This window comes from Micrococcus sp. NPDC078436, from assembly GCF_040702705.1.
Taxonomy (GTDB): domain Bacteria; phylum Actinomycetota; class Actinomycetes; order Actinomycetales; family Micrococcaceae; genus Micrococcus.
In genome coordinates this window covers 1-23686 of record NZ_JBFBLX010000013.1, presented here as the reverse complement: position 1 = coordinate 23686, position 23686 = coordinate 1, and the positions used below count along the sequence as shown (strand labels likewise).

20 protein-coding genes and 1 pseudogene are annotated in these 23686 nt (G+C 74.0%); 9 read left to right on the top strand and 12 right to left on the bottom strand.

The window, feature by feature from the left end; genetic code table 11:
• Nucleotides 1–167 precede the first annotated feature (167 nt).
• Together AB0302_RS08300 and AB0302_RS08295 are read left to right on the top strand one after the other, a co-directional pair.
• On the top strand, nucleotides 168–620 hold the full coding sequence (locus tag AB0302_RS08300; protein ID WP_298985243.1) for a hypothetical protein: 453 nt from the start codon (nucleotides 168–170) through the stop codon (nucleotides 618–620).
• On the top strand, nucleotides 617–2290 hold the full coding sequence (locus AB0302_RS08295; RefSeq protein WP_366371274.1) for a hypothetical protein: 1674 nt from the start codon (nucleotides 617–619) through the stop codon (nucleotides 2288–2290). Before AB0302_RS08300 ends, AB0302_RS08295 begins: the two co-directional genes overlap by 4 nt.
• 10 nt (nucleotides 2291–2300) lie before the next feature.
• Here AB0302_RS08295 and AB0302_RS08290 read toward each other — a convergent pair whose 3' ends face one another.
• Nucleotides 2301–4214, bottom strand: a complete 1914-nt coding sequence (locus AB0302_RS08290) for an FAD-dependent monooxygenase (protein WP_298712210.1) — start codon at nucleotides 4212–4214, stop codon at nucleotides 2301–2303.
• Nucleotides 4215–4425: 211 nt separating this feature from the next.
• On the opposite strand from AB0302_RS08290, the gene AB0302_RS08285 reads away from it, so the two are divergent.
• The 4 genes from AB0302_RS08285 to AB0302_RS08270 all read left to right on the top strand — a co-directional run bounded on the left by AB0302_RS08285 (nucleotide 4426) and on the right by AB0302_RS08270 (nucleotide 8490).
• Nucleotides 4426–5196: an IclR family transcriptional regulator gene (locus AB0302_RS08285; RefSeq protein WP_248117369.1), complete on the top strand. Its 771-nt coding sequence runs from the start codon at nucleotides 4426–4428 to the stop codon at nucleotides 5194–5196.
• A gap of 30 nt (nucleotides 5197–5226) precedes the next feature.
• The gene (locus tag AB0302_RS08280; protein WP_366371271.1) at nucleotides 5227–6357 is read left to right on the top strand and encodes a histidinol-phosphate transaminase; all 1131 of its coding nucleotides are present in this window, start codon (nucleotides 5227–5229) and stop codon (nucleotides 6355–6357) included.
• A 502-nt stretch (nucleotides 6358–6859) separates the two neighbouring features.
• Entirely contained in the window at nucleotides 6860–7189 is a 330-nt protein-coding gene (locus AB0302_RS08275; protein WP_298712694.1) for a bifunctional 3-phenylpropionate/cinnamic acid dioxygenase ferredoxin subunit, read from the top strand.
• Nucleotides 7190–7200: 11 nt separating this feature from the next.
• Nucleotides 7201–8490, top strand: coding sequence for an FAD-dependent oxidoreductase (locus tag AB0302_RS08270; RefSeq protein WP_366371269.1), 1290 nt, complete (start codon nucleotides 7201–7203; stop codon nucleotides 8488–8490).
• Nucleotides 8491–8496: 6 nt separating this feature from the next.
• On the opposite strand, the gene AB0302_RS08265 is transcribed toward AB0302_RS08270, so the two are convergent.
• From AB0302_RS08265 to AB0302_RS08220, 10 genes are all read right to left on the bottom strand, one after another.
• Complete coding sequence (locus tag AB0302_RS08265) at nucleotides 8497–10008, bottom strand: protein adenylyltransferase SelO family protein (RefSeq protein ID WP_298985231.1); 1512 nt, start codon at nucleotides 10006–10008, stop codon at nucleotides 8497–8499.
• A 50-nt stretch (nucleotides 10009–10058) separates the two neighbouring features.
• Nucleotides 10059–10910 (bottom strand): aldolase/citrate lyase family protein, encoded by an 852-nt coding sequence (locus AB0302_RS08260; protein WP_366371267.1) that lies wholly within the window; start codon nucleotides 10908–10910, stop codon nucleotides 10059–10061.
• 15 nt (nucleotides 10911–10925) lie between these two features.
• Nucleotides 10926–11711, bottom strand: coding sequence for a 2-oxo-hept-4-ene-1,7-dioate hydratase (hpaH, locus tag AB0302_RS08255; protein ID WP_298712230.1), 786 nt, complete (start codon nucleotides 11709–11711; stop codon nucleotides 10926–10928).
• Nucleotides 11712–11802: 91 nt separating this feature from the next.
• Nucleotides 11803–12189 (bottom strand): cupin domain-containing protein, encoded by a 387-nt coding sequence (locus AB0302_RS08250; RefSeq protein ID WP_298985226.1) that lies wholly within the window; start codon nucleotides 12187–12189, stop codon nucleotides 11803–11805.
• A gap of 229 nt (nucleotides 12190–12418) precedes the next feature.
• On the bottom strand, nucleotides 12419–13585 hold the full coding sequence (hpaD, locus tag AB0302_RS08245; protein WP_298712238.1) for a 3,4-dihydroxyphenylacetate 2,3-dioxygenase: 1167 nt from the start codon (nucleotides 13583–13585) through the stop codon (nucleotides 12419–12421).
• A 298-nt stretch (nucleotides 13586–13883) separates the two neighbouring features.
• Nucleotides 13884–15425, bottom strand: a complete 1542-nt coding sequence (gene hpaE, locus AB0302_RS08240) for a 5-carboxymethyl-2-hydroxymuconate semialdehyde dehydrogenase (RefSeq protein WP_366371264.1) — start codon at nucleotides 15423–15425, stop codon at nucleotides 13884–13886.
• On the bottom strand, nucleotides 15422–16123 hold the full coding sequence (locus AB0302_RS08235; RefSeq protein ID WP_298712697.1) for a GntR family transcriptional regulator: 702 nt from the start codon (nucleotides 16121–16123) through the stop codon (nucleotides 15422–15424). The genes hpaE and AB0302_RS08235 overlap by 4 nt, the downstream gene beginning before the upstream one ends.
• Before the next feature lie 19 nt (nucleotides 16124–16142).
• A complete protein-coding gene (locus AB0302_RS08230) occupies nucleotides 16143–17798 on the bottom strand; it encodes a fumarylacetoacetate hydrolase family protein (protein ID WP_366371262.1) in 1656 nt (551 codons plus the stop codon).
• Nucleotides 17799–17919: 121 nt separating this feature from the next.
• A complete protein-coding gene (locus tag AB0302_RS08225; RefSeq protein ID WP_366371260.1) occupies nucleotides 17920–19140 on the bottom strand; it encodes a PLP-dependent aminotransferase family protein in 1221 nt (406 codons plus the stop codon).
• Nucleotides 19141–19188: 48 nt separating this feature from the next.
• Nucleotides 19189–20205 (bottom strand): hypothetical protein, encoded by a 1017-nt coding sequence (locus tag AB0302_RS08220; protein ID WP_366371258.1) that lies wholly within the window; start codon nucleotides 20203–20205, stop codon nucleotides 19189–19191.
• Between the two features lie 98 nt (nucleotides 20206–20303).
• Here AB0302_RS08220 and AB0302_RS08215 point away from each other — a divergent pair, with 98 nt between their 5' ends.
• The 3 genes from AB0302_RS08215 to AB0302_RS08205 all read left to right on the top strand — a co-directional run bounded on the left by AB0302_RS08215 (nucleotide 20304) and on the right by AB0302_RS08205 (nucleotide 23561).
• The gene (locus tag AB0302_RS08215) at nucleotides 20304–21149 is read left to right on the top strand and encodes a CoA ester lyase (protein WP_366371256.1); all 846 of its coding nucleotides are present in this window, start codon (nucleotides 20304–20306) and stop codon (nucleotides 21147–21149) included.
• Nucleotides 21150–21278: 129 nt separating this feature from the next.
• A complete protein-coding gene (pdxS, locus tag AB0302_RS08210; RefSeq protein WP_366371254.1) occupies nucleotides 21279–22223 on the top strand; it encodes a pyridoxal 5'-phosphate synthase lyase subunit PdxS in 945 nt (314 codons plus the stop codon).
• Nucleotides 22224–22451: 228 nt separating this feature from the next.
• The gene (locus tag AB0302_RS08205; RefSeq protein ID WP_366371252.1) at nucleotides 22452–23561 is read left to right on the top strand and encodes a hypothetical protein; all 1110 of its coding nucleotides are present in this window, start codon (nucleotides 22452–22454) and stop codon (nucleotides 23559–23561) included.
• 25 nt (nucleotides 23562–23586) lie between these two features.
• Here the strand turns inward: AB0302_RS08205 and AB0302_RS08200 are convergent.
• Nucleotides 23587–23686, bottom strand: a pseudogene (locus AB0302_RS08200) (IS481 family transposase); the annotation flags it as partial.

The following is a 23686-nucleotide window of genomic DNA, read 5'->3' as shown; positions in this document are numbered from 1 at the left end:
GGCGGATCGAATTACTGACCGTTCGTTCAGGATAGGGGAGGGTGTGAGGTGGGTCAACACCCCCGCCCGCCCGGCTCCTCCTGCACAGGTCACGACGCACGGGCCCCCGTCCCAGGCCGGCCCCTCGCCCGGGGAACGTGGCCGCGCGCCCTCCCTACCGTGGGGCCATGCCCGTCGCCGAGCTGATCTCCGCGCCCCTCCTCCCTCCCTCCCCGGTCCCGCTGCTGCGCGCCGTGGGCCTGGACGACGTCGTCGCGTCCCTCGCCGGCCGCTTCAGCGGCGCGCAGGACGATCTCGAGGACGCGCTGGGGGCCGCTACGGTGCTGCGCGCGGCGTGGGATCCCCTCCAGGGGCTGCTCCGGGAGCTCCTGGCGGCGCAGGGGATCATCCGCGCGACCCTCGAGGTGGAGTGGCGGTCGAGCGCGGCGCGGGAGCACCTGGCCCGGGCCGAGGCACTGCTGGCCGAGGCGGGGGCGCTCGTCGCCTCCGCCGAGGAGTGGCTGGCCCTGCTCGCCGCGGCCGAGCGGGAGGCTGAGGACGCCCGGCTCGCCGCCGAGCAGCGGATCCGCCAGGTGGAGGAGTCCGCCCGGGCCGCACTGCTGAGCGTGGCGGGGGTGTGAGCGGCGTGGGAGGCGTGGTCCGCTTCAGCACCCAGGGCGGTCCGGGGTCCGTCTACGCGGACCTGGACGGCATCGACGCGGCCGCCGAGCGGTTCCGCGAGGCCGCGGACGTCACCCGCGTCCTGGTGTTCCACGCCGAGCACGCGGCGTCCCTCGTGGACCGGGCCGCCTCCGGCCCGGGCGCGGCGGCCCGCCTGCGGGAGGCGCTGCGCGAGGGCGCCCGCCGTCTCCAGGGCCTGACGGACGCGCTCGCCCGCAACCGGGAGGACCTGCGGCGGGCTGCGGAGGCGTACCGCCGGGCCGAGCAGGGGGCGGCCGGCGTCATGGACGCGGAGGACCCGCGGGCGGCCGTGCTGGGAGCCGCGCTCGAGGCGCGGGCGGCGGACGGCCTGTCCGTCGAGGAGGCGGAGTTCCTCGTGCGTGCAGGCACGGAGGTCGTGGGGGAGGCGCTCCTGGCCCAGCTGCTCGGCCTCCCCGTGGGGACGGCGGTGGACGGGGGCATCGCGGCCATCGGTGGATTCGGCGGGCCCGTGCGGGACTGGGTGGCGGGGCAGTGCGCCGTGGGGGAGCTGGGCGGTGAGCTCGAGTGGGCGGCGGACCGCCTGGGGGACATCGACCCCAGCCTGCGCCTCACGCCCGCGGCCGCGTGGCGGCTCATCGCCGAGGTCTACCCGCTCCTGGACCCCACAAACGCCGATCCCCTCGAGGTCGCCGGGGAGCCTGTGGACCACCTCGAGGCGCCCCGGCGTCTCACCGGCCACCTGTCCGAGGTCGCGCACCTCATCCCGCGGCACAGCGACGGCGAGGGCGCGGTGACCGTCACCCGGATCCGCGGCGCGGACGGCGCGGACGTGTGGCTCGTGGGCCTGCCGGGCACCCAGGAGGGGCTGCTGCCGGAGCATCGCTCGGACAACTGGGCGGACGGTGGGGGCAACCTCGACGCGCTGGGGAACGACTCGCGCCGGACGGCGGCCGGCATCGCGCAGGCCCTCGCGGCGGCGGGCGTGCCGACGGGCGCCGACCTCCTGCTGGCCGGGTACAGCCAGGGCGGCGTGCACGCGGTCAACCTCGCGGACGATCCCGGATTCTCCCAGGCATACTCGGTGCGCGGCGTCATGACCGTGGGTGCGCCGAACGGGAACCAGTCCGCGCCGGCCGGTGTGCCGATCCTCGAGTTCGCCACGGACCGTGACCTCTACACCGCGGCCGACGGCGGCCCGAACCCCCTCGGCCTCCAGCGGGCCACCGTCACCTTCCACCCCGAGGGGCCGGACGAGGCACCCGCGCTGCTCGCCCCGGGGACCTCGTCCGAGGCGGGATGGGAGGACGGGCTCGAGCGGCTGGGGCCGGACCGGCTGGACCCCCACGAGCTGCCCGGGCTCGCCTCGCGCCTGGGACAGGATGCGGAGGCCGTCGGGACTGACCTGGACCGTGCCCACGCGCTCGGGGACTACACCCGCATGATCGAGGACTTCGAGGCCGCCGACCCCGCCGCTCGCGCCGAGGTGGCCGGCGTGCACGCCGCGCTCGCCGGGCTGGCCACGGGCGCCGTGCTCTCCAGCCGGACGGTGCGCCTGCGGCGGGGCGTCGAGGGCGCCGACGCGCGGCGTCGGGCGGGGGTGGTCAGCCAGGCGCCCGAGGAGATCGCCCGCCCGCCGCGCAGCCGGTGAGCCGGTCGGGTCAGGCCCGGTCGGACAGCACGCCCGCGAAGAACTCGTTCACCATCGCGGGGGCGTCCAGCGGGAAGACGCCGGACACGTAGTGGTCCGGGCGGACGACCACGACGGCGCCGTCGCGGCTGATGCCGCGCGCCTCGAAGACGTCCTCGCCGTGCTTGGGCCGGCACGTGGCGAACACGTTGTTCAGGTCGCGCAGGCCGAGCGGGCCCGTGGTCGGCACGAACACGGCGGGCGCGTCGGTCCAGTCGAACTCGGACTGCTGCTGCTGGTACACGACCTTGACGTCGAACACGGTGTCCTCGGGCGCGCCGGGCGGGGTGAAGCGGTTGCGGAAGGACTGCGGGTCCTCCGCGATCGCCCGGGCCCAGGCGGCCGCCTGCGAGTCCGCTGAACGGGGGGACGCGGAGTCCGCGAACACGTAGACGCGCCAGCGGCCGTCCGCGCGGTGCAGGTGGCCCAGGTGCTTCACGTTGGTGTCGCACGAGCGCTCCACGAGGGCGGACTTGAAGCGCTTGCCCACAGGGAAGCCGGATGCCAGGTCCTGGTGCGCGGTCCCCGAGGTCAGCATGGACGGCTGGTACTGGGTCATGAAGCCCGCAGGGAACTCAGCGGTCTTCGTGTAGAACTCCGCCACGTAGTTCGGATCACCCAGCTCGGAGACGGGCTTCGCCATGAGCGTGGACCACTCCTTGTCGAAGTCGATCAGGTTCTTGGCGATGTCCTTGCGCTCGTCCGCGTAGGTGGCGAGCAGCTCCTGGGGTGCGCGGCCGGAGAGGACGTGGCCGAGCTTCCAGCCCAGGTTCCAGCCGTCCTGCATGGACACATTCATGCCCTGGCCGGCCTTCGCGGAGTGGGTGTGGCAGGCGTCGCCGAGCAGGAACACGGTGGGCTGGCCCACGCGCTCGCGGTTGTCGAAGCCCGAGGTCAGGCGGTGGCCGACCTCGTACACCGAGTGCCAGGCGGTCTCCTTCACGTCGAGGCGGTAGGGGTGGAGGATCGCCTGGGCGCGCTTGATGACCTCCTCGAGCGGGGTCTTGCGGATGGTGTGGCCGTCGCCCTCCGGCACCACCCCCAGGTCCACGTACATGCGGAACAGGTGCCCGCCCTCGCGGGGGATGTGGAGGATCGAGCCGGCCTGCGAGTGGATCGAGCACTTCGTGCGGATGTCCGGGAAGTCGGTGTCCGCGAGGACGTCCATGACGCCCCACGCGTGGTTGGCGGCGTCGCCGGAGAGGGAGTGGCCGATCGCCTTGCGCACGCGCGAGCCGGCGCCGTCCGCGCCCACCACGTACGTCGCGCGCACGGTGCGCAGCTCGCCGTCCTCCGGGTTCTCCAGGGCGTTGCCCTCGGCGTCCACCGTGCGGCGCAGGGTCACGGAGACGGGGTGCGCGCCGGTGCCGGAGTCGTCGAGGGACTCGAAGGCCCAGCCGTAGTCAGGGGCCATGCGGGCCGGGGCGTTCATCATGAACTCGGCGAACCAGTCCAGGATGCGCGCCTGGTTCACGATCAGGTGCGGGAACTCGGAGACGCCCTCCGGGTCGTCCTCGGCGAGCTGGGTGCGGACGATGTCCGCCGGGTTCTCGGGGTCCGGGTTCCAGAAGGCCATCGAGGTGAGGTCGAAGGCCTCGTCGATGATCTGGTTCGCGAATCCGAACGCCTGGAAGGTCTCCACGGAGCGGGCCTGGATGCCGTCGGCCTGGCCGATCTCGAGGCGGTGCGGGCGGCGCTCGATGATGCGGGCGTGGACGTCCGGGAACATCGCGAGCTGGGCCGCGGCGATCATGCCGGCGGGGCCCGTGCCGACGATCAGCACGTCCATCTCGTCCGGCAGCTCGGCGGGGCGGGTGAGGCCCGTGCCGGCGGCGGGCTGGACGCGGGGATCGGTGGAGACGTAGCCGTGGTGGTGGAACAGCATGGGAGACCTTTCGCTGCGGCCGAGGATGGCACCCGGCGCCTGTTCGCTCAGAGAACGCGTCGTTCCCAGAGGGAACACGCATGTGGCAGACTGTACGCGGGCGTGACCGGCTTCACAACCCCGCGTGGGGGCGCCCACACGCCGTCCGGTGTGCCCCGGCGCGGTCCGTCCACCCCGTTCCGCCCGGCCCCGTTGAGCGAAGGAGCGCACGATGCCCCCCGAGACGTCCCGCTCCCGCCCCGTGCGCGCCGAGGCGCCGTCGCAGACCCTCTCCCGTGCGCTCACGATGCTCGAGGCCGTGGCCGAGGCGCCCACGCCGCCCACCATCGCCGAGCTCGCCGAGGGCCTCGGCGTCCACCGCTCGGTGGCCTACCGCATGCTCCGCACCTTCGAGGAGCACGGCCTCCTGCGCCGGGACGACGCCGGCCGCGTCCTCGTCGCCCCGGGCCTCGCGGTGCTTGCGGGCCGGGTGGAGCCGGACCTGCGCGCCGCGGCCCTGCCCGAGCTCACCTCCGTCTCGGCCGACCTCCACATGACCGCCTTCCTCGTGGTCTGGGACGGCGCGGACTGCCTCACCCTCGCCACGGTGGAGCCCCCACGCGGCAACCTCGTGACCCAGCGGCCGGGCACGCGCCACCCGCTGGGGGTCGGCGCGCCGGGCATCGCCCTCGCGGCCGCCATGCCGGAGGCGGAGTGGGCCGCGCAGCGCGCCCGCCGCGCCGAGGGCGGGCAGGGGGTGGGCCCGCACGACGACGGCGCCGAACGTCCGGAGGTCGCCGGCGCCCGCGCGCGCGGCTGGGCCTCGAGCCGCGACGAGGTGATCACCGGCGTGTCCTCGGTGGCCGTGCCGCTCGCGGTGCGGGGCCAGTTCCCGGCGGCGCTCGCCGTCGTCTTCGCGACCCGGGCGGAGGACCTCGAGGCGATCGGGGCCCGCCTGTCCGCCGCCGCTCAGCGGGTGGCGGCCGCCCTCGGCGACGGCTGAGAGCCTCGTCACCGCCGTATCCTGTGCCACATGACCGACTCCGCTCAGCCCAGCCCCGCCGTCGTCCGTGCCCACGCCAAGGTCGGCAAGCTGCCGCCGTACGCGGCCGGCAAGCCGCCCGTGGCCGTCCCCGGACTCGCCCCCTACAAGCTCTCCTCGAACGAGAACCCGTTCGCCCCGGTGCCGGGCGTCGTGGAGCGCGTGCACGAGATCGTGGCCGGCGTCGAGGGCGCCCCGAGCCTGCTGTGCCGCTACCCGGACCCGCTCGCCACGGAGCTGCGTGAGAAGCTGGCCCCCCACCTGGACGTCCCGGCCGAGGACATCGTCACCGGCGCCGGCTCGCTGGGCGCGCTGTCCCAGATCATCACCGCCTTCGCGGGCGAGGGGGAGGGCACCGAGCCGGACGAGGTGATCTTCGCGTGGCGCTCCTTCGAGGCCTACCCGATCGTGGCCCGCAGCGCCGGCGCGAAGGACGTCATGGTGCCGCTCACCGCGGACCACCGACACGACCTGCCGGCCATGCTGGACGCCATCACGGACCGCACGCGCGTGATCCTGCTGTGCACCCCGAACAACCCCACCGGCCCGGCGCTCACCACGGCCGAGGTGGAGGACTTCCTGGCGAAGGTGCCCTCCCACATCCTCGTGGTGATCGACGAGGCCTACGTGGAGTTCATCCGGGACGAGGACGCCGTCAAGGGCCTGGAGATGTACCGGAAGCACCGCAACGTGGTGGTGCTGCGCACCTTCTCCAAGGCCCACGGCCTGGCCAACCTCCGTGTCGGCTACTCCGTGTCCCACCCGGAGATCACCTCCGCGCTGCGCACGGTGGCCGTGCCCTTCGCCGTCTCCACGCTCGCCGAGCAGGCCGCCGTCGCCTCGCTCGAGCACCTGGACGAGGTCCTCGGCCACGTGCAGACCGTGGTGGACGAGCGCGAGCGCGTCGTCGCCGCGCTGCAGGAGGCCGGCTGGGACGTGCCCGAGACCCAGGCCAACTTCGTGTGGCTGCCGCTGGGTGATCAGACCGCCGCGTTCGCCGAGGCAGCCCAGGCCCGAGCGCTCTCGGTGCGGGCGTTCGCGGGCGAGGGCGTCCGCGTCACGATGGGTGAGGTCGAGGCCAACGACCGCTTCCTCGAGGTGGCGCGCGCGTTCCGGTCCTGAGTCGATCGGGGGAGGTGCGCGTCGCCGCCGAGGGGAGTAAGGCCCCCCGTAGCTCACGCCCGTCAGACGCAATTCCGGTGACGGCACCGAGCGTCCCGGACCGCCGGTCCGGGGCACGGCACCCCAGGCGAGGACCCCATGGCCCTCCTTCTCCCCGTGACCCGCGCGCTGCGCGAGCGCGACGTGACCGGCCGAGCCTGCCGGTCTACGTGCTGCTGATCGCGATGCGCGTGCCCGCACCGTGCTCACCTCCATGTGGGCCTCGGCGAAGGGCTGCCTGCGCAAGGTCACCTCGATCATCCTGGTCACGACGGCGCTGCTCTGGGTGCTCCTGAACGTCCCCGTCCGTTCGGACGAGGACATGGCCGCCGCCCCCGCCCCGCTCGAGGCGCTGCGCGGACGGGACGGTGCGCGCTGTCGAGGTCCTCTGACGCCCGCGCGATACCGTGGCGTGCAGACCCTGAAGGAGCCGGCGCGGGCCGGCGGAACACGGAGGCAGCACATGGCGGAGCCCATCCACATCGGCGCGGCGGCGGACATCCCGGAGGGCGAGTCCCGCGTGATCCCGGCGCAGACGGCGGGCACGCGCGACGACGTCGCGGTGTTCCACGCCGAGGACGGCGCGTTCTACGCGATCGACGACACCTGCACCCACGAGGACGCATCCCTGGCCGAGGGGTGGCTCGAGGGGACGAAGGTCGAGTGCCCGCTGCACTCCGCCGAGTTCTGCCTCAGGTCCGGCGAGGCGCTGTGCCTGCCGGCCACGAAGCCGGTCGGCACGCATGCGGTGGAGGCGCGGGACGGTCAGCTCTACCTGACGCCGGGCGAATGAGCGCGGGCCTCGTGCCTGTGGCGGACGACGGCGGGGCTCCCGGCGGGGCTTCCGCCTCCGTGCTCGTGCTCGGCGGCGGGCTGGCCGGGTTCTCCCTGGTGCGCGAGCTGCGCCGTCGGGGTTTCGCGGGCGCGCTGACGATCGCGGACCCCGAGGGCCTGCCCTACGACCGACCGCCGCTGTCCAAGGACTACCTGACCGGGGAGACGGACGGGCCCCGGCTGCTCCTCGCCCCGCCGTCGTGGTTCGCCGAGCACGGAGTGGAGGTCGTGACCGCGCGGGCTGAGGCGCTCGAGCCCGGCGGCGCGGACGTGCGGCACCGCGTGCGGCTGAACACGGGGGAGGCCCGGGAGGCGGACGTCGTGGTCCTCGCGACGGGCGGTCGGGTGCGCCCGCTGGCGGTGCCCGGCGCCGACGATGCGCGGCTGATCACCCTGCGCACCCGCGCCGACGCGGACGCATTCGTGGCCCGGCTGCACTTCGGGGCGCGCGTGGCGGTGATCGGCGGAGGGTTCACGGGCGCCGAGGCCGCGTCGTCGGCCCGCGCCGCCTTCGCCGACGTCACGCTCGTGACGAGCACCGAGACGCCCTCACTGACCGCCGTCGGACCGGCGATCACCGCGCGCCTGCACCGCATGCACGCCGAGAACGGGGTCGAGCTCGAGGTCGGGCGCGTCGCGCGGATCGAGCACGCGGACGAGGCGGTGGACGATCCCGGCGGCGGACTCCCCACCGCCCACCGCGTCCATCTCGAGGACGGCCGCACCGTGGACGCCGACGTCGTCGTGCTGGCCACGGGCACCGTCCCGGAGACCGCACTCGCCGAGAAGGCCGGGATCGAGACCGCGGACGGCGTGCTGGTGGACGCCGCGGGCCGGACGTCCGTGCCGGGGATCCTCGCCGTCGGCGACGTCGCGCGGCTGCGGGACTCGGCCTGGCCCGCGTCGCGGCACTGGGAGCCGGCCATGCAGGCGGGCGTCGCGGCCGCCGCGGCCCTGATGGGTGAGGAGCCGGCCGCGCCCGGCGCGCCGTGGTTCTGGTCGGACCGGCACGGCGCGCACGTCGAGGCCGTGGGGGACATGGCGCTTCCCGACGGCGGCCGGCACGTCCACCGCGAGGTGCGGGGCCGGACGGTGGCGAGCTTCGCGCTCGCCGCGGACGGCACGATGCGCGGGGCCGCGTCCGTGGACGATCCGATGGCCGTGAAGGCGGCGCGGCGGATCATCGACCGCGCAATCCGGGTGGACCCGGAGGCCCTCGCGGATCCGGCGGTGCCCGTGAGGTCTCTCGCGCGCGGGTGACGGCGCTCAGGTCCCGCAGTAGGTGACGAACGGGGCGCCGCCCACCGCGGCCGGCTCCGCATACCGTTCGAAGCCGGGGCGTGGGGCGAACGGGTCCGTGACCGCCTCGAGCAGCTCGCGCACGGGCGCGAGGTCCCCGTCCTCGGCCGCCATGAGCGCGGCGTCCAGCAGGTGGTTGCGCGGGATGTAGACCGGATTCACGCGGCGCATCGCGGCGGCGTCCGGGCTCAGGGCCCGCCAGTCGCGCAGCCACGCGGCCACCTCGTCGGGGGTGCGGGCGCCCGGGATGAGGCGATCGGCCTCCGCATCGGCCTCGGCCATGTCCGCCAGGCGGAACCAGAACGAGGTCCAGTCCGTACTCGCCTCGGTCAGCTGCACGAAGAGTCGGTCGGTCAGCTCGGTGACGGTCTCGTCCGGCACGTCGGTGCTCAGCCCCAGCTTCTCCCGCAGCCCGCCGCGCCACGCGGCCAGGTGCCGGGCCTGGAACCCGGCGAGGGCCTCCTGGGCGAGCTCCACGGCCCGGTTCGGGTCGTCGTCGAGCAGGGGGAGCAGCGTCTCGCCGAGCCGGGCGAGGTTCCACGCCGCGATGGGGCCCTGGTTGCCGAAGGCGTAGCGGTGCTGCACGTCGATCGAGGAGAACGTGGCGCCGGGGTCGAACGCGTCGATGAAGGCGCACGGGCCGTAGTCGATCGTCTCGCCCGAGAGCGTCACGTTGTCCGTGTTCATCACGCCGTGCACGAACCCCACGAGCATCCAGCGCGCCACGAGCTCGGCCTGCGCGCCGACCACCGCCTCGTAGAGCGCGAGCGCCGGGTTCTCGGCGTCGGCGGCGTGCGGGTGGTGGCGGGCGACGGCCTCGTCCACGAGCCGGCGCAGCAGGTCCTTCGAGGCCTCCGCGTCCGGGAGCGCCGCCGCGTACTGGAACGTGCCCACCCGCAGGTGGGAGGCGGCGACGCGCGCGAGCACGGCGCCGGGCAGCAGGTCCTCGCGCAGCACCTGGGCGCCCGTGGCGACGACGGCGAGCGCGCGCGTGGTCGGCACGCCGAGGGCGTGCATCGCCTCGGCCACGACGTACTCGCGCAGCATGGGGCCGAGGACGGCCTGGCCGTCCGCGTTGCCGCGCGCGAAGGGGGTGCGGCCGGACCCCTTCAGATGGAGGTCGCGCAGGGCGCGGGCTGCGGCGGGGGAGTCGGCGCCCGGAAGGATCGGGGCGATCTCACCGAGCAGCAGGGCGCGGCCGTCGCCGAGCCGCGGCGAGTAGCCGCCGAACTGGTGCCCCGCGTACGCCTGCGCGACTGGGCGGGCGTCCGGGCCGGGCTGCTCGCCGGTGAGGAACCGGACGCCGTCGTCGGTGGCGAGCCACTCCGCGTCCATGCCCAGCAGCTCGGCGAGCTCGTTGTTGAGCAGGGCCAGCTGAGGCGCGGGCGTCTCCTGGGCCTCCCACGGCAGGGCGAGCTCGGGGAACGTGTCGGCGAAGCGGTGGGTGAGGCGCGGGGTCTTCGAACCGGGGGTGGGCATGGATCCAGGGTGGCACGGTGACCGGGGGTCCGGCCCGGTCAGAGCGCCTGTCAGTACGACGCGCGGGACGTGCCCTCGCCGTCGCCTGGATCGCCGGCCTCCGGGGCGGGGCACCAGGTCTCGGCGAGGGCCTCGGCGGCACGGGCCAGCAGGGCGACGTCGGCCCCCACGTTGACGAAGTCCGCCCCGGCGGCCGCGTAGGCCTGCGCCTGGGCCGTGACGAACGCGTTGACGCCGACGACCTTCCCGGCAGTCTTCACCTCGGTGATCACCGACTCCACAGCGGCCACCACGTCCGGGTGGGCCTGCTGACCGAGCAGCCCCATCGACGCGGACAGGTCGGAGGGGCCCACGAACACACCGTCCACGCCGTCGACCTCCGCGACGGCCCGGGCGTTCTCGACGCCGGCCGCCGTCTCGATCTGCACGAACAGGCTGACGTGGTCCGCCGCCTGCGGCAGGTACCCCTCGATCCGGTTCCAGCGCCCCGACCGCGCCAGCGCCGACCCGACGCCGCGCACCCCCTGCGGCGGATACCGCACAGCGCGCACGGCCTCGGCAGCCTGCTCGGCGTCGTCCACCATCGGCACGAGCAGGGTCTGGGCGCCGAGGTCCAGGAACTGCTTCACCAGCACCACGTCGAGGGCGGGCACGCGGGTCATCACGGGCACGCCGTACCCGGCGATCGTGCGCAGCTGCGCGAGGACGGTCTCGAGCGAGAGCGGGGCGTGCTCGCCGTCGATCAGGAGGTAGTCCATGCCCGCGCCGGCGCAGATCTCCGCGGCCGTGCAGTCCCCGGAGCTGAGGAACATGCCGGCGGCGGGGCGGCCGCCGCGAGCGGCGCGAGCGTCCGCGGTGAACAGGTCCCTCACGAGGGGCTGGGGGTGGTGGCGCACGGGCATGGCGGGGGGGTCCTCTCAGGCGAACCGGCAGGTGACGGTGCCGAGCGGCCCGTAGTCGGCGGTGACGGTGTCCCCGGCGCTGACGTGCATCGGGCGGGTGAAGGAGCCGGCGAGCACGATCTCCCCGGCGGCGAGCGCGTCGCCGTGCTCGGCCAGGCGGTTGGCCAGCCAGTGCACGCCGTTGCCCGGGTGGTTCAGCACGCCCGCGGCCACGCCGGTCTCCTCGATGGTCTGGTTGCGGGAGAGCGTCCCGGCCACCCAGCGCAGGTCCACGGCGTCGGGGGCCACGGGGCGGCCGCCGAGCACCATGGAGCCGAGCGCGGCGTTGTCCGCGATGGTGTCCACGATGGTCCGGCCCTGCAGCTCCACGTGGGCGTCGAGGACCTCGAGCGCGGGCACCACGTACTCGGTGGCGCGCAGCACGTCGAAGAGGGTCACGTTCGGGCCGCGCAGCTCCTCCTTGAGCACGAAGGCGAGCTCCATCTCGATGCGGGGGTTGGTGATGCGCGCGGTCTCGTACTCGTGGCCGGACTCGAACACCTGGTCATCGAAGATCACGCCGTAGTCCGGCTCGGTGATCCCGGTGGCGGCCTGCATGGCCTTGGAGGTCAGGCCGATCTTGTGCCCGACGACGCGGCGCCCCGCCTCCACGCGGCGCTCCGCCCAGATGCGCTGCACAGCGTAGGAGTCCTCGATCTCCATGCCCGCGTGGCGGGCGGTCAGCAGGGGCACGGGGGTGCCGGTGCGGCCGGCCTCGAAGAGCTCGTCGGCGATCTTCACGTGCGTCTCGTGGTCCAGCATGGTGCTCCTCGGGGTGCGACGGCGGGCTTCGCCAATCGTATACGTTGCGATCCGCCCGGGTGTGGGCCCGCTCACGACGGCGGTGCGGGCCTCAGCCCGGCCGGTGTCCGATCGCGAGCCCCTGCTTCCGCCGGTGCGCCGTCAGCCAGGCGAGGCCCTCGTCTCCAGCGGTGAAGCCGCGGCGGGAGCTCTTCGGCAGCCACAGCAGCTGGCCGGCGCGGATGGGAACGTCGCCGCCGTCGGTGTGGAGCACGCCCGAGCCGGCGACGACGTGCACCAGGATGTCCAGCCCGGGGCCCTCGAACGGCTCGTTGCGCCCGCCTGCGGGCAGCCGCACGAGGTTCACGTCCAGGTCGCGCGGGTCGTCCTTCAGACGCCAGGCCGCGCCGGGCTCCGCCGCGGCCAGCCCGTCCGTCAGCGCGGCGACGTCGGCCAGCACGCGGGGCGCTTCAGGGGTCGGCGCGTTCGTCTCGTCCATGCCGCCAGGCTAGTCCGGGTGTCGTCCGCCATGTCTGCGGTCCCCGCCCCCCGCCCCCAGGCCCCCCAGGTTCCCCGCGGCACAGGCCTCCCGCGACACAGGCACTGGATGAGCTGGGCGCAGTACTGCCAGGTAGCCCGGGGGGTTACCTGGCAGTACTGCGCCCAGCTGATGCGCCGGCGGTCCGGCACAGCGGTGGTGTCGCGCACCGGCGGTCCGGCTCAGCGGATCAGAGCTGGTTGCCCAGCTTGTACTCGCCCTGCTTCCACTCGGGCATGGACTCCTCGCCCTCGGTCTCGCGGGTGTAGGAGAAGCCGTCGGCGCCGATGGTCACGGCCATCTCGGACTCGTCCGTGCGGGCGACGACGGGCTGCGGGTTGCCGTCGAGGTCGAGCACGAGGGAGGCGTCCGTGTACCACGACGGCACGACCGGGGTGCCCCACCAGTCGCGGCGCTGGTTGTCGTGCACGTCCCACGTGACGACCGGGTTGTCCGGGTCGCCGGTGTAGTAGTCCTGGGTGTAGACCTCGACGCGGTGGCCGTCCGGATCGCGCAGGTACAGGTAGAACGCATTCGAGACGCCGTGGCGGCCGGGGCCGCGCTCGATGTGGTCGGACATGCGCAGCGCGCCGAGCTTGTCGCAGATCGAGAGGATGTTGTGCTTCTCGTGCGTGGCGAAGCAGACGTGGTGCATGCGGGGCCCGTCGCCGCCGGTCATGGCGGTGTCGTGCACGGTGGGCTTGCGGCGCATCCACGCGGCGTACACGGTGCCCTGCTCGTCCTGGATGTCCTCGGTGACGCGGAAGCCCAGGTCCTGCATGAACTTCGCGGCGCGGGGCACGTCCGGGGTCACCTGGTTGAAGTGGTCCAGGCGCACCAGCGCGCCGGGGGTGTAGAGGTCGTAGCGCCAGGCCAGGCGCTCCACGTGCTCGGTCTCGTAGAAGAACTCGTAGGGGAAGCCCAGCGGGTCCTCGACGCGCACGGAGTCGCCGACGCCCTTCACGAAGCCGTCCTTGTTGCGCTCCACGCGGCAGCCGAGCTCCTCGTAGAAGGCCACGGCCTTGTCCAGGTCCTCGGGGGTGCGCACGCGGTAGGAGAACGCGGCGACGGCGGCGATCTCGCCCTTGCGCAGCACCAGGTTGTGGTGGATGAACTCCTCCATGGAGCGGAGGTAGATGACCTCGTCGTCCTCCTCGGTCACCACGAGGCCCAGCACGTCCACGTAGAAGCTGCGGGAGCGCTCCAGGTCCGTGACCACGAGCTCCATGGACGCGCAGCGCAGGATGTCCGGCGCCTCGGACGTCGGGGTGGGGAGGGGGTTCTCCGGGGTGATGGGGGCTTCCTTGGTCACGTAGAAGCCGGACGAGGTCTTCTGGCGGCTCTCGAGGTTGGTCATCGATGCTCCTTCGCTGAGGTGGGGTGTCGGCGGTGACGCCCCGCTGTGGCCTGGGACACGGTCACTGGCTCGATCGTATACGATCACGCGGCCCGGGGGGAAGGGCGGGACGGGCATTCCCGCCCACCCCTGCGTCCGTGCCGCAACGGATGCGCCCCCGGCACGACGACGGCGCCCGTGCCTTCACGAGGAGGGTGCGGGCGCCGTCGGTGGGCACAGGGCCTCAGCCTCCCGCTCTGCGAAGGGAAGCGGAGGTGGGGCCCCGCTTCGCGAACGACGGCGGAGGCGGCCCGGCGCGTCAGCCGTCCATCTTCGAGGCGGCCTGCTCCTGCTTGCCGAACACGGGGTTGTGCACCTCGCCGAGGTTGATGTGCACGGCCTGCTGATCGGTGTAGAAGTCGATCGAGCGGTAGCCGCCCTCGTGGCCGAGGCCCGAGGCCTTCACGCCGCCGAACGGCGTGCGCAGGTCGCGCACGTTGTTCGAGTTCAGCCACACCATGCCGGCCTCGACGTCCTGAGCGAAGTTGTGGGCGCGCTTGAGGTCGTTGGTCCAGATGTAGGCGGCCAGGCCGTACTTGGTGTTGTTGGCCAGCTCGAGGGCCTCCTCGTCCGTGTCGAACGGGGTGATCGCCACGACCGGGCCGAAGATCTCCTCCTGGAAGATCCGGGCGTCCGGGGCCACGTCCGCGAACACGGTGGGCTGCACGAAGTTGCCCTCCGGGAACTCCTCCGGGCGGCCGCCGCCGGCCACGAGACGGGCCTCGCCCTTGCCGATCTCCACGTAGGACATGACCTTCTCGTAGTGCTCGGGGTGCACGAGCGCGCCGACCTCGGTGGTGGGGTCGGAGGGCAGGCCGACCTTCACGTTGGCGGCCTGCTTCGCGTAGCGCTCCACGAACTCGTCGTAGACGTCGCGCTGCACGAGGATGCGGGAGCCGGCGGTGCAGCGCTCGCCGTTGAGGGAGAACACGCCGAAGATCGTCGCGTCGATGGCGGTGTCCAGGTCCGCGTCCGCGAAGACGACGGCCGGGGACTTGCCGCCGAGCTCCATGGACAGGCCCTTCAGGTACGGGGCCGCGTTGCCGAAGATGATCTGGCCGGTGCGGGACTCGCCGGTGAAGGAGATCAGCGGGACGTCCGGGTGCTTCACGAGCGGGTCGCCCGCGAACCCCTCCTCGCCGAAGCCGTGCACCATGTTGAAGACGCCCTGGGGCAGCCCGGCCTCCTCGAAGATGCCGCCCCACAGGGAGGCCGAGAGCGGGGTGAACTCGGCCGGCTTGAGCACCACGGAGTTGCCGGTGGCCAGGGCCGGGGCGAGCTTCCAGGACTCGAGCATGAACGGGGTGTTCCACGGCGTGATGAGGCCCGCGACGCCGATCGGCTTGCGGTTCACGTAGTTGGCCTGGCGGCCGGGCACCTTGAAGGCGTCGTCGTGCTGGGCCACGATCAGGTCCGCGAAGAAGCGGAAGTTCTCCGCGGCGCGGGCGGCCTGGCCCTTGGCCTGCTTGATCGGCAGGCCGGTGTCGAAGCACTCCATCTCGGCGAGCTGGTCGCCGCGGGTCTCCATGATGTCGGCGATCCTGTGCAGCACGCGGGAGCGGGCGCGGGGCAGGGCCTGGGACCACTCGCCGCGCTCGAAGGCGGCCTTCGCGGCGGCCACGGCGCGGTCGATGTCCGCCGACTTGCCGGAGGCGGCCTGGATGTAGGACTCGTTGGTGACGGGGTCCAGGACGTCGAAGGTGTCGCCGTCGATGGAGTCGACGTACTCGCCGTCGATGTAGTGGCGGATGACGTCCGGCAGGCCCTCGGGCTTGCGGTGGGAGACGGTGTTCTCGCTCATGGTGTCCTCTCCAGCTGTGCTCGGGTGGGTGACGTCGTCGCCGGGGTGCCGGCGGGGGACGGGGTCTCGGGGTGGGCGTCCTCGAGGGACGCCTGGTGGTCCAGGTAGGCGTGCAGGGTGTTGAGCCGGTGGGTCCGTGCGGCGTGCTCGACGGCGGCGAACTCCGCCCGCCCCTCGATCAGCCGCAGCAGCTCCTCGTGCTCGCACACCGAGGCGGCCGCCCGCCCGGGCACGTACGCGAACGTGGAGGCGCGCAGGGCCGAGAGGCGGTTCCAGCCGCGGCGCACCAGGTCCTGCACGTGGTCGTTCTGGTGGTGCTCGAACAGGAGGGCGTGGAAGCGGCGGTTCAGGTCGGTGAACTGCACGGCGTCCCAGTCCGCCTCGCCCGTGACGAGCATGCGCATGAGGGCGTTGAGCTCGCGCGCCTGCGCGATCTCGGCCGCCGTCACGTGGGGGGCGCACTGCGCGGTGGAGTAGCCCTCCACCAGCGCGAGGGTCTCCATCGTGTAGCGGTACTCCACGGGGTCGATCCCGACGACGGTGGCGCCCACGTTGCGGCGGAACTCCACCAGGCTCTCCGACTGCAGGCGCCGGATCGCCTCGCGCACGGGCACCACGGACATCCCCAGCTCCTCCGCGATCTGGGCCAGCACCAGCCGGTCGCCCGGCTCATAGCGCTGCTCCTGGATGCCGCGCATGATCGCCTGGTAGGCGGCGTCAGCCTTCGACGGCGTCACGCTGGGCCTCGCGGAACTGCTGGTACCGCGCCTTCCACTCGGCGTTCGGCGGGAACAGGCCGTCCACGGGCTGGCCGGACTGCACCTGCTCGTACACCCACGCGTCCTGGCGGTCCTGCTCCCACGCGTCGTCGATGACCTCGTGCAGCAGGGCTGGGGGCACCACCACCACGCCGTCGTCGTCGCCGATCACGATGTCGCCGGGCTGCACTGCGGTGCCGCCGCACGTGACGGTCCCGTCGACCTCCCACGGGATGTGGCGGCGGCCGAGCACGGCCGGGTGGACGGCCGCGTTGTAGACCTGCAGGCCCACCTCGGCGACGGCGGCGGAGTCGCGCACGCCGCCGTCGGTGATGACGGCGACGCCGCCGGCCACCTGGGCGCGCAGGGCGAGGACGTCGCCGAGGGTGCCGGTGCCGGCCTCGCCGCGGGCCTCCATGACCACCACGTCGTCCGGCTGGACGGCGTCCATGGCGCGCTTCTGCGCGTTGAACCCGCCGCCGAACTCGGTGAACAGGTCCTCGCGCTTGGCGATGAAGCGCAGGGTGCGGGCGTAGCCCACGATCCGGCGGCCGGGGTGCATCGGGCGCACGCCGTCGATCGTGGCGTTCTGGATGCCCCGCCTCTGCAGCTGCGAAGTGATGGTGGCGACCGCGCACTCGGCGATCTTCGCCTTCAGCTCGTCCGTGAGCAGGGTCCGGTCCGGGCGGGGCTCGGAGGGCACCCAGCGGTAGGCGGCGTCGGCGGTGGGAGCCTCGGCGGCCGGGGTGGCCGCGGCGTCGGCGGCCGTCGCGTCCTCCGCCACGGGCGGCAGGCCCGCGGCCGCGCGGGAGCCCCACGCCTCTTCGCGCTGGAGGTCGTCCACCTGGGGGCCGTGGCCGTAGGAGGCCATCGGCTGCTCGGCCTCGGCCACGCGGCTGACCAGGCGGCCCGTGGAGGGCGCGCCGGGGGCGGTGGGGGCGTCCACCTCCACCTCGACGACGTCGCCGGGCTGGGCCACGGAGGAGCCGGCGGGGGTGCCGGTGAGGATCACGTCGCCGGGCTCGAGGGTCATGAGCTGGGAGAGGTCGGCCACGAGCTGACCGAACGGGAAGACGAGGCCCTGGGTGGTGTCGTCCTGCACGAGCTCGCCGTTGACCCAGGTGCGCACGCGCAGGGCCTCGGGGTCCAGGCCGTCCGCGGAGATGACGGCCGGGCCGAGCGGCGTGTAGCCGTCGCCCGACTTGTTCTTCACGTTGGAGCCCTTGTCCGCGTGGCGGAGGTCGTAGAGGCCCCAGTCGTTCGCGGCGGTGACGCCGGCGACGTGCCGCCAGCCCTGGTCCGGGCTCACGCGGCGGGCCGCGGTGCCGATCACGAGCGCGATCTCGCCCTCGTAGGCGAGGAGCTCGGTGCCGACGGGGCGCTCGACGACGTCGCCGGAACGGGCGATCGAGGTGCCGGCCTTGAGGAAGTAGCCGGGGAACTTCGGCGAGCGGCCGCGCTGGGCGATCCGCGAGGGGTAGTTCAGGTGCAGCGCCACCACCTTGCCGGGACGGGCGCCGCGCGCGGCGAAGTCGTGCTCCGTGACGGTGGGGGTGCCGGAGGGCTGGCCGCCGGCGGGCTGCGGGGCGGGGGTCTCGGGCGTGATCTGCGTCATGCGGGCAATCGTATACGATCACCCGGCTCCACGGGAAGGGGTCGCGAGAATGCCCCGGGCGGAGCCGGCACCCGGGGACGCGCGAGGCGGGTGGGCCGCCCGCACGTCCCCATGGCGTGCGTCAGCGCGTGCGCGCCTCCGCGACGGCCTCGTTCACGGCGGGTGCCAGGCGCTGCACGCCCTCCACGAGCCGCTCGGCGTCCACGAACGGGTAGGCGAGGCGCAGGGTCGAGTGGACGCCCTCCACGGGGCTGAAGGCGGCGCCCGGCACGAACACCGCGCCCGCCTCGATCCCACGGTGCATCAGGGCCAGGGTGTCCACGCCCTGGGGCAGGGTGGCCCACAGGAAGAAGCCGCCCTTCGGGTCCGCGAACTCCACGGCGGGGTCCCAGTGCTCGCGCACCGCGCCTGCCAGCGCGGCGGCGCGCTCGCGGTAGAGGTCGGTCACCTCGCGCACGTGGCCCTGCCAGTCCAGCTGCGTGAGGAACGCCGTGGAGAGCATCTGGGAGTACGTGGAGGCGTGGATGAAGGCGGACTCCGCGGCCAGGTAGTACTCGCGCTTGAGCGCGGAGGGCACCAGGGCCCAGCCGATGCGCACACCCGGGGAGAAGATCTTGGACATCGTGCCCAGGTACACCGTGTTCTCGCGGTGCGCGGCGGCGATCGGGGTGAGCGGGGCGCCGTCGAACGCGATCTGGCCGTAGGGGTTGTCCTCCACGATCAGCACGCCGTGGCGCTCGCACACGGCGGCCACCTCGTCGCGGCGCTCGGCGGGCAGGAGCGCGCCGGACGGGTTGGCGAAGGAGGGGATCGTGTAGAGGAAGGCCACGCGGCGGCCCTCGGCGGCGAGCGCGGTGAGGGTCTCCTCCAGGGAGGCGGGGATCAGGCCCTGCTCGTCCGTGGGGGTGGCCACGGCGTCCAGCTCCCACGTGTTGAACGTGGTCAGGGCGCCCACGAAGGTGGGGTCCTCCACCACGACGACGTCGCCCGGGTTGCCGAACGTGCGGCACGCGGTGTCGATGGCGGCCTGCGAGCCGGGGGTGATCACCACGAGCTCGGGGTCGGCGTCCGGGATGCCGTCCACGGCCATCACGGCGGCGGCGGCCTGGCGCATCTCCAGCAGGCCCTGGCCCGGGCCGTACTGCAGGGACTCGGTGCCCTGCTGGGCCACGAGGTCCGCGGCGATCCGCGAGAGCTCCTCGAGCGGGAGGTCGGCGAGCCAGGGATTGCCCCCGGCGAGGGAGATGAGCCTCGGGCCCATGGCGATGTCGAAGACATCGCGGACGGCGGACTGCGTCACGCCCAGGGCGCGGTGGGACAGGAGTTCTCGACGAGGCTGCACGGTTGCGCACGCTAGCAGGCCCGTGCCGCCGAGGACAGGCGGGGCCGGTCAGCCGCCGGCAGGGCTCGTCTCCGCCGGCGTGGTGCTCCGCTGCGCGGGGGCGGCGTCGCCCTCCTCCGCGGAGGACGTCGACGGCGACGCCGAGGGCGTGGCGGAGGGCTCGCCTGAGCCGGAGACCGAGCCCGACGGCGCGGGGTCCGCGGAGGCGTCCGCCGCGGGCTCCCCCGCGCGCTGCCCGAGGGTCGGCGGGGGCGTGGAGGCGGTGGACGGGGTGGGACTGCGGCTGGGTTCGGGAGAGGGTCGGCCGGTGGTCGGAGCGGTCGTCTGCGCCGGGGAGGTCTCGGCTGCGCTCGGTGCGGTCGTGGACTCCGGCGTCGGCTCGGTGCTCGGCTCGGCCGCGGGGCTCGTCTCCCTCGCGCGCTCCGGCGTCGCGGAGGCCGCGGGCGATGTCGCAGTGGCGGCGGAGCCGGCCTCGGCCGGGCTGAGCGCCAGCGGGGCCAGGCCGAGGAGGGTGTCGAGGTCCGTGCCGTCCACCTCGAGGCGCACCGTGGCCGCGGAGGTCTGCGCCCGGGCGGTCTCCTGGAGCTGGGCGCGGAGGCGCTGGGCCGCGCAGTCGTCCTCGGGGCTCACCGGGCCGGAGAAGGTGACGACCTCGGTGTCGCCCTCGCGCCGGTGGCCGGTGAGGACGAGGTCGGGCGCCGCCCCGACCACGGCGTTGGTGAGGGCGGGCCGGCCGTGCTCGCCCGACATGTCCTCGGTGAGGAAGTCGAGCGCGGCGAGCAGCGGGTCCGGCTCGCGGGAGGGCACCGTCTCGACGCGCACCAGGAGGTCGCCGCAGCCGAACGCGCGGGTCTCGGCGCCCGTGGGCCCCTCCCCGTCGGCGGCCACGAGGTACATGGCCAGGGGTGCGTAGCCCTCCGCGTCCGCCGTCGGAAGCCCGGACGCCCCGGAGGCCCCGGAGGAGGCGTCGGGGGCGGAGGGGCCGACCGCGCAGCCCGAGGCGAGGGCGGTGGCCGCGCCGAGACCGGCGAGCAGCAGGAGCCGCGGGGCGGGGGGCTGGCGCATGCGGGCTCCTGGGGGTCACGGGGAGGGTGCGGGGGAGGACGCCCCCATGCTACGGCGCGGCCCGGAGGGGCGCCCGGCCGGGAGGATAGGGTGAGCCCATGCCCGTGAGAAACCGCCGTGCCGCCGCCCTGCCCGCCAAGCTGAGCCGCTCCTGGCTGCTGGTGAGCGCGGCCCGCCCGGAGGAGTTCGCCCCCTCGCTGGCCTCGGAGGCGGACTCGGTGGTCTTCGACCTCGAGGCCGCCGTGCCCGAGGCGCAGAAGGACGAGGCGCGCGCGAACGTCGTCGACGCCCTCTCCGGCGGCATGACGGCGTGGGTGCGCATCTCGGCCTCCTCCACCGACCACTGGGCCGAGGACCTCGAGGCGCTGGCCGGGCTGAGCGGCGTGCGCGGCGTGGTCCTCGCGGAGACCGAGGAGCCCGAGCAGGTCACCTTCACCGCCATGCGCCTGCGCGCCGGCACCCCCGTGATCGCCCTGCTCGAGTCCGCCCTCGGCATCGAGAACGCCACCGCCGTGGCCAAGGCGCCGGGCACCTTCCGCCTCGCCTTCGGCGTGAACGACTTCCGCAAGGACGTGGGCGTGGGCGAGGAGCCCCTGGCCATGGCCTACGCCCGCTCCCGCATGGTGATCGCCTCCCGCGTGGGGAGGCTGCCCGGCGCGATCGACGGCCCTCCCGGGAACACGGACGGGGAGGACGCCGTGCGCGAGTCCAGCGCCGTGACCGCCTCGATGGGCATGACTGGTCGCCTCGTGCTGGCCCGCGACCAGGTGGAGTGGATCAACCGCGCGATGTCCCCGTCCGAGGACGAGCTGAAGTGGGCGCACGACCTCCTGGAGGAGCACGCGTCCGGGGCCGCGGTGGGCGACGGCTCCTACCTCCCGCGCGTGCTGCGCGCCCAGAAGATCGCCGGCCTCGCGGACTCCTACGGCCTCTGGAACGCCTGACCCGGCGCGTCCGTCGTCGGGCGTCGCACCTGGGCGTGCGAGGAGGGCGCGCCGTCTAGACTCGTGGGCATCTCCGCTCCGTGCCGCCGCCTCGGCGCCGGGGCCGCACCCCCCTCCGGAAGGACCCCCATGAGCGACGAGCGCGCCGCCAGCTTCTCCGCCTCCACCGTCTCCGCCACGGACGACGGCACGCGTGGCACCGGCACCACCCGCGTCAAGCGCGGCCTGGCCGACATGCTCAAGGGCGGCGTCATCATGGACGTCGTCACCCCGGAGCAGGCCCGCATCGCCGAGGACGCCGGCGCCGTCGCCGTGATGGCCCTCGAGCGCGTGCCCGCGGACATCCGCTCCCAGGGCGGCGTGGCCCGCATGTCGGACCCGGACCTCATCGAGGGCATCATCGACGCCGTCTCCATCCCCGTGATGGCCAAGGCGCGCATCGGCCACTTCGTGGAGGCCCAGGTGCTGCAGTCCCTGAAGGTGGACTTCATCGACGAGTCCGAGGTGCTCTCCCCGGCCGACTACGTGAACCACATCGACAAGTGGGGCTTCGACGTGCCGTTCGTCTGCGGCGCCACCAACCTGGGCGAGGCGCTGCGCCGCATCACCGAGGGCGCGGCCATGATCCGCTCCAAGGGCGAGGCCGGCACCGGCGACGTCTCCGAGGCCGTGAAGCACATCCGCACCATCCGCAAGGAGATCGCGGCGCTGCAGGGCCTGGCCAAGGATGAGCTGTACGTGGCCGCCAAGGAGCTCCAGGCCCCCTACGAGCTCGTGGCCGAGGTCGCCTCCACCGGCACCCTGCCGGTCGTCATGTTCACCGCAGGCGGCGTGGCCACCCCGGCGGACGCGGCCTTGATGATGCAGATGGGCGCCGACGGCGTGTTCGTGGGCTCCGGCATCTTCAAGTCCGGCAACCCCGCCCAGCGTGCCGAGGCCATCGTCAAGGCGACGGCCCAGTTCGATGACCCCGCCGCGATCGCCGCTGCCTCCCGCGGCCTCGGCGAGGCCATGGTGGGCATCAACGTGGCGGACCTGCCCGCCCCGCACCGCCTGGCCGAGCGCGGCTGGTGAGCTGACCCCACCCCCCTCCCTCCCCTCCGAACGAGGTGTCACGAAGTGTTGGTATCCGCCACGGATACCAACACTTCGTGACACCTCATCTGCGTGTGGGTGGGTGTGTGGGTGCGTGTGGGTATGTGGGGGTGGGCTGCTCCTGCACACGTGCCAAGCGGGCGCGCCTCGTCCACCGACGACGACGACGGCCCGCCCCTCGCGCGCGGCGGTCGCCACACTGGGGGCATGACCCGTCCCCCTCGACGGCTCCCGCCCGCCGTCTCCCCACCACCCGACCACGAGGACGCCCCCGTGCCCCGGCGCCTGCTCACCTCCGGCGCGGCACCGGTGTCCACCGTCCGCGCTCTGCGGGCCGCCGGTGCGACGGCCCAGCGCCTGCGCGCGTCCGACCTCGCGGCCCCGGCGTGGGGTCTGCGGGCGATCGGACCGGGTCCCGTCGACCGGATCGGTCACCTGCGAGCGCTGACGGACCTCACGCCCGGGGACGCCGTGGTCACTCACGCCACCGCCGCGTGGGTCTGGGGGATCTGGCTGCCGTCGGCGCTGGACCCGCTCTCCCCGCTCCATCTGTCCAAGCGCATCGACGCCGGCGGCCGCCCCCGTCCTCGCGGCGTCCGTCCCCACACGCTTCCCCCGGCCGCCCCCGTCACCCGTCTCGCGGGCGTCCCCGTGACGTCGGCGGCATGGACCTGGACTGACCTGGCCACACAGCTCGTCCCGTGGGGTGACCCACGGTCCGTCCCGCCCCTCGTGGAGGAGCGTGCCCTCGAGGACCTCGTGGTGGCGGGGGAGTCGCTGCTCCAGTCCGCGCACGGGGCGGCCGCCAGGGAGGAGCCCGGCGAGCACCCGCGATGCACGCGAGCGGAACTGGCCGCCGTCGTCGGGAAGCGGCGGAACGTGCGCGGGGTGCGCCTGATGCGGGCAGCGCTGCCGCTGCTGCGGGACGGCAGCGGATCGCCCGCGGAGAGCCGGCTGCGGCTGCGGCTGGTGGGGGCCGGCTTCCCGGAGCCGCGGATGAACGTGCGGGTCACGCTCCGGGGCGGGTCGTGGATCATGCCGGACCTGGTGTGGGAGGAGTCGCGCGTGTGCCTCGAGTACGAGGGCGACCACCACCGCACGGACGTCGCCCAGTTCCGGGAGGACATCAGCCGCGTGCGCCGTCTCGAGGCGTCGGACTGGACCTGTCTGCGGGTGGCCGGGGACGTGTGGACGCCGTCGGGGTTCGAGCGGATGGCGGCCGACCTGCGCGCCGCCCTCCGCCGCGGCGCCGTCCTCTCCGCGCAGACGAATTGTCACGAATCGTTGGAATGCGGCCCGGATGCCAACGATTCGTGACACCTCGTTCGGGGGAGGGGGCGGGCTAGCTGTAGGAGGGCATGACGTTGTTGACTCGGGCCGGGGCCAGTGAGGCCGGAGGAGCCTCTGCGCAGGAGGTATGAGGCCGATGGTAGTTGTAGTGG